A 3,792-nucleotide genomic window follows, 5' to 3' on the forward strand; every position below is an offset into this window, starting at 1 on the left:
GGCGTCGACCAGGCGGTGATGACTGGCATTTTCGTGCGCCATGACAGCCACAGGCTCTCGATCGCCATGGCCAGGCAGATCGTCGTCACCCAGCTTGCCGTCTCGATCTGCGTCGCGCCGACTGCGTTGGCGGCGGCGATGACGATGGCCAGCGTGCCGCCGAAGCCGACGATCGCCGCGACGAAGGCGGATATCGGAATGGAAAGGCGCATCAGTTTCCCCTCTGCGCCATCGCATCGACGGCCCGCACCAGCATGTCGAGATCCTGCGGTCGCGACAGGCGATGGTCGCCGTCAGGGATCAGCGACAGGGTCACGTCGTCGGCGGGCAGCAGGCTGACCAGCTTCAGTGCATGGCTTGCCGGCACATCCGCATCGGCCAGGCCCTGCAGGATATGCACCGGGCAATGGGTGTCGATCGGGCCTGTCATTGTCAGGTTGTCGCGCCCGTCCTCGATCAGGGCGCGGGTGTAGATGTAGGGTTCCGTGGAATAGTCCGACGGCTCTTCGAAGAAACCTTTTTTGGCGAGATCGCGCTTCTGCGCCTTGGTCAGCACCGGTTCGATCAGTTCAGCGGTAAAATCCGGTGCCGGCGCCAGCAGCACCAGGCCGGCGACGTTGCTGTCATCAGCCTCGCGCAATTCCTGCACCATGCGCAGCGCGATCCAGGCGCCCATCGAGGAGCCGACCAGGATCTGTTTGCCCTTGGTGAAATGCCGGAACACGGCAAGGCTTTGTGCAAGCCATGTCGAAATCGTGCCGTCGGCAAAGGCGCCGCCGGATTCGCCATGGCCGGAATAATCGTGGCGCAGAAAGGCGCGGCCTTCTTTTGCCGCCCAGTCCGACAGCGTCTGCGCCTTCGCGCCCAGCATGTCCGACTTGTAGCCGCCGAGCCAGACGATGCCGGGCGCAGAGCCAGCAGTATGGCGCACCGCGATGCGCGATCCATCGACATCCATAAAGACGGGGGGCGTTGCGGTCATGGCTTTTTCCTCAGGCCCTCTTCTGGCGCGGGATTCTTGTGGCACGGTCGGTGGCGTGGCGAAAAGTGCTCACTATGTTCTTTGTTTGGTGCAGGACAGCGATCAGGGTGATTTTCTGTCAATGCTGTGCTATTGACTCCGCCCGCGCGCTCACCACATTGGCGCGTCCATGCATCAACACTGACAAATCCTGAACGAAACGGCCAAGGAGACCACGACCATTCGCAGACCTTTCAAAGCAGCGGCGCCGACCAAGGATGGCCCGCGCTCCAACCGTGACATCCGGGTTCCCCGGGTCCAGCTTATCGACGCCGAAGGCCAGAACCGCGGCGATGTTTCCATCAACGACGCATTGCTGCTGGCCGAAGAGGCCGGGCTCGATCTCGTCGAGATATCGCCCAACGCGGTGCCCCCCGTCGTCAAGATCCTTGATCTCGGCAAGTTGAAATACGCCAACCAGAAGAAGGCGGCCGAGGCGCGCAAGAACCAGAAGGTCATCGAGATCAAGGAGATCAAGATGCGCCCGAACATCGACAGCCATGACTACGAGACCAAGATGAAGGCGGTTCGCCGCTTCTTCGAGGAAGGCGACAAGGTCAAGCTGACGCTGCGCTTCCGTGGCCGCGAGATGGCGCATATGGAACTCGGCATGCAGCTTCTGAACAAGGTCCGCGAGGAAGTGGCGACGATTGCCAAGGTCGAAGCGGAACCGAAGCTCGAAGGCCGCCAGATGATGATGGTGCTGTCGCCGCGCTAAGATCTGCATCGGCGCGTATCTAGGATCACGATGACGTCAGGCTTGGCCATCGCGCTTAAATCCGCCTGAATCACATCGCAAGGCGTCCCGGCGATCGGCGGGACGCCTTCTTCTTGTTCAGACGCTGCGATCGCCGGCAAAATTCCTGACGATCGGATTCACTATGGTCGATGAAGTCAAGGTTTCGGACGTGGACTTCAAACGCGGGCTGGGCAATTACCAGCATATGCGCCGCATAGTGCTTGCCGTTCTCGTGGTCGTGCTGTTTGCAGCATTGCTATTTGGCCAATCGACGTTTCCGCCCGACACAGCCGTGCACGAGACGATCGAAATGTTCGGCGTGCTGCTGATTTTCCTCGGCATCGTGGGCCGCCTTTGGGCGACACTCTACATAGGCGGGCGCAAATCGTCCGAGGTGGTGACTGGCGGGCCTTACTCGATCACCCGCAACCCGCTCTATGTGTTCTCGACCGTAGCCGCAGCCGGTGTCGGCGCGCAGATCGGTTCGTTCTCCGGTATCATCCTCTTCGGGCTTTTGTGCGCGGGGGCGTTCCATATCGTCATCCTGCGCGAGGAGAAGTTCCTCAAGGAAGCGCTCGGCGCGCCGTATCAGGCCTATCTGGCGCGGGTGCCGCGCTTCTTCCCGAAACTGTCGCTCTACCAGGAGGGCGATACCGGAAACTTCAAGCCGCGCCTGCTGTTGACCACGCTGCTCGACGGCCTGGTGTTTCTGATCGCGCTGCCGGCCTTCGAATTGATCGACGGCGCCCAGCTGTCAGGCATGTTGCCGGTCTGGTTCACGCTGCCCTGACGAGGACACAGCGCCGCATCTCCACAGGTGTTGCGCGCGGGCCGTCTTTGACGTATAGCACCGCCGTTCAAGAAAACCGCCCGGCAGGGCATGCCGTGGCGGTTTCATTTGCTTTTCGGGCTTTGGTCGGCCTGAAGCGAACAAGAAGCGCGATAGTGCGCCAACAATACGGAGTAGCAAAATGCCCAAGATGAAGACCAAATCGGCCGCCAAGAAGCGGTTCAAGATCACAGGTACGGGTAAAGTCCTGTCGGCTGCGGCCGGCAAGCGTCACGGCATGATCAAGCGTTCCAACAAGTTCATTCGAAATGCCCGCGGCACGATGGTTCTGGCTGAACCGGATGGCAAGAAGGTCATCAAGAATTTTCTGCCGAACGGCCTCTAAGGCATTCGGTCCGGACACGCATTTGTTTTACGCAATTCCGAACGGAAAACCGCAAGGCACTTTTCCTGGAATTGCTTTTAAGGAGATCATGACATGGCACGCGTAAAAAGAGGCGTCACTTCGCACGCCAAGCACAAGAAGGTCCTGAAAGCCGCGAAAGGCTTCTACGGCCGCCGCAAGAACACCATCCGCATCGCCAAGCAGGCGGTGGAAAAGTCGCTGCAATACGCTTACCGCGACCGCAAGAACCGCAAGCGCTCCTTCCGCGCGCTGTGGATCCAGCGCATCAACGCCGCGACCCACGAGCATGGCCTGACCTATGGCCGCTTCATCGACGGCCTCAACAAGTCGGGCATCGAGATCGATCGCAAGATCCTGTCGGACATGGCCATCCACGAGCCGCAGGCTTTCGCGGCCCTGGTCGCCAAGGCCAAGGTGGCGCTCGAATATCTGAAGAACACCACGCCGAACGCTTTTGAAAGCGCTGTCGCCTAAGACCAGCGCTTCCCAAGCATTCGCAATTCTGATTTGGGGAACCCGCGCTGGCACGGCTGGCGCGGGTTTTTCTTTTGCCTGATCCTTGGAGTGATTTCACTTTAGGAGTGACTTTCACTTTGAGGCCGACCTCCCAACGCAGCGAGTTTGACCGTGAACGACGCAACCACTGGCCTGGATACGCTTGAAAACTCACTTCTGGCCGAGATCGCCTCGGCCGCCGATGAGCCGGCCATCGAGGCCGTGCGCATCGCTGCTTTCGGTAAGAAGGGCAGCGTGTCCGAGATGCTGAAGACACTTGGCGCCATGACCGCCGAGGAGCGCCAGATCAAAGGCCCGGCCATCAACGGCCTCAAGAACCG

Annotated in this window: 6 protein-coding genes and 1 pseudogene; 5 read left to right on the forward strand and 2 right to left on the reverse strand. The window is 60.3% G+C overall.

Translation table 11 applies throughout. The features are described 5' to 3' along the window. Positions 1-212 (reverse strand): benzoate/H(+) symporter BenE family transporter (locus tag ENZ74_RS25125; RefSeq protein ID WP_206522324.1); only part of this gene is annotated, 212 nt, incomplete at its 3' end. Next, positions 212-982: an alpha/beta hydrolase gene (locus tag ENZ74_RS25130; RefSeq protein WP_063169788.1), complete on the reverse strand. Its 771-nt coding sequence runs from the start codon at positions 980-982 to the stop codon at positions 212-214. The genes ENZ74_RS25130 and ENZ74_RS25125, both read right to left, overlap by 1 nt. Before the next feature lie 220 nt (positions 983-1,202). On the opposite strand from ENZ74_RS25130, the gene infC reads away from it, so the two are divergent. The 5 genes and pseudogenes from infC to ENZ74_RS25155 form a co-directional block, all read left to right on the forward strand. Further along, positions 1,203-1,739, forward strand: coding sequence for a translation initiation factor IF-3 (gene infC, locus ENZ74_RS25135; protein ID WP_013528312.1), 537 nt, complete (start codon positions 1,203-1,205; stop codon positions 1,737-1,739). Between the two features lie 163 nt (positions 1,740-1,902). Continuing rightward, positions 1,903-2,550, forward strand: coding sequence for an isoprenylcysteine carboxylmethyltransferase family protein (locus ENZ74_RS25140; RefSeq protein WP_063169789.1), 648 nt, complete (start codon positions 1,903-1,905; stop codon positions 2,548-2,550). Positions 2,551-2,731: 181 nt separating this feature from the next. Further along, positions 2,732-2,935, forward strand: a complete 204-nt coding sequence (gene rpmI, locus ENZ74_RS25145; RefSeq protein ID WP_006201248.1) for a 50S ribosomal protein L35 — start codon at positions 2,732-2,734, stop codon at positions 2,933-2,935. Positions 2,936-3,028: 93 nt separating this feature from the next. Continuing rightward, the gene (gene rplT / locus ENZ74_RS25150) at positions 3,029-3,430 is read left to right on the forward strand and encodes a 50S ribosomal protein L20 (RefSeq protein ID WP_013528310.1); all 402 of its coding nucleotides are present in this window, start codon (positions 3,029-3,031) and stop codon (positions 3,428-3,430) included. 153 nt (positions 3,431-3,583) lie between these two features. Further along, positions 3,584-3,792 (forward strand): annotated as a pseudogene (locus ENZ74_RS25155) (phenylalanine--tRNA ligase subunit alpha); the annotation flags it as partial.

The sequence above is a fragment of the Mesorhizobium sp. M7A.F.Ca.CA.002.15.2.1 genome, assembly GCF_003998715.1.
GTDB classification, from domain to species: domain Bacteria; phylum Pseudomonadota; class Alphaproteobacteria; order Rhizobiales; family Rhizobiaceae; genus Mesorhizobium; species Mesorhizobium ciceri.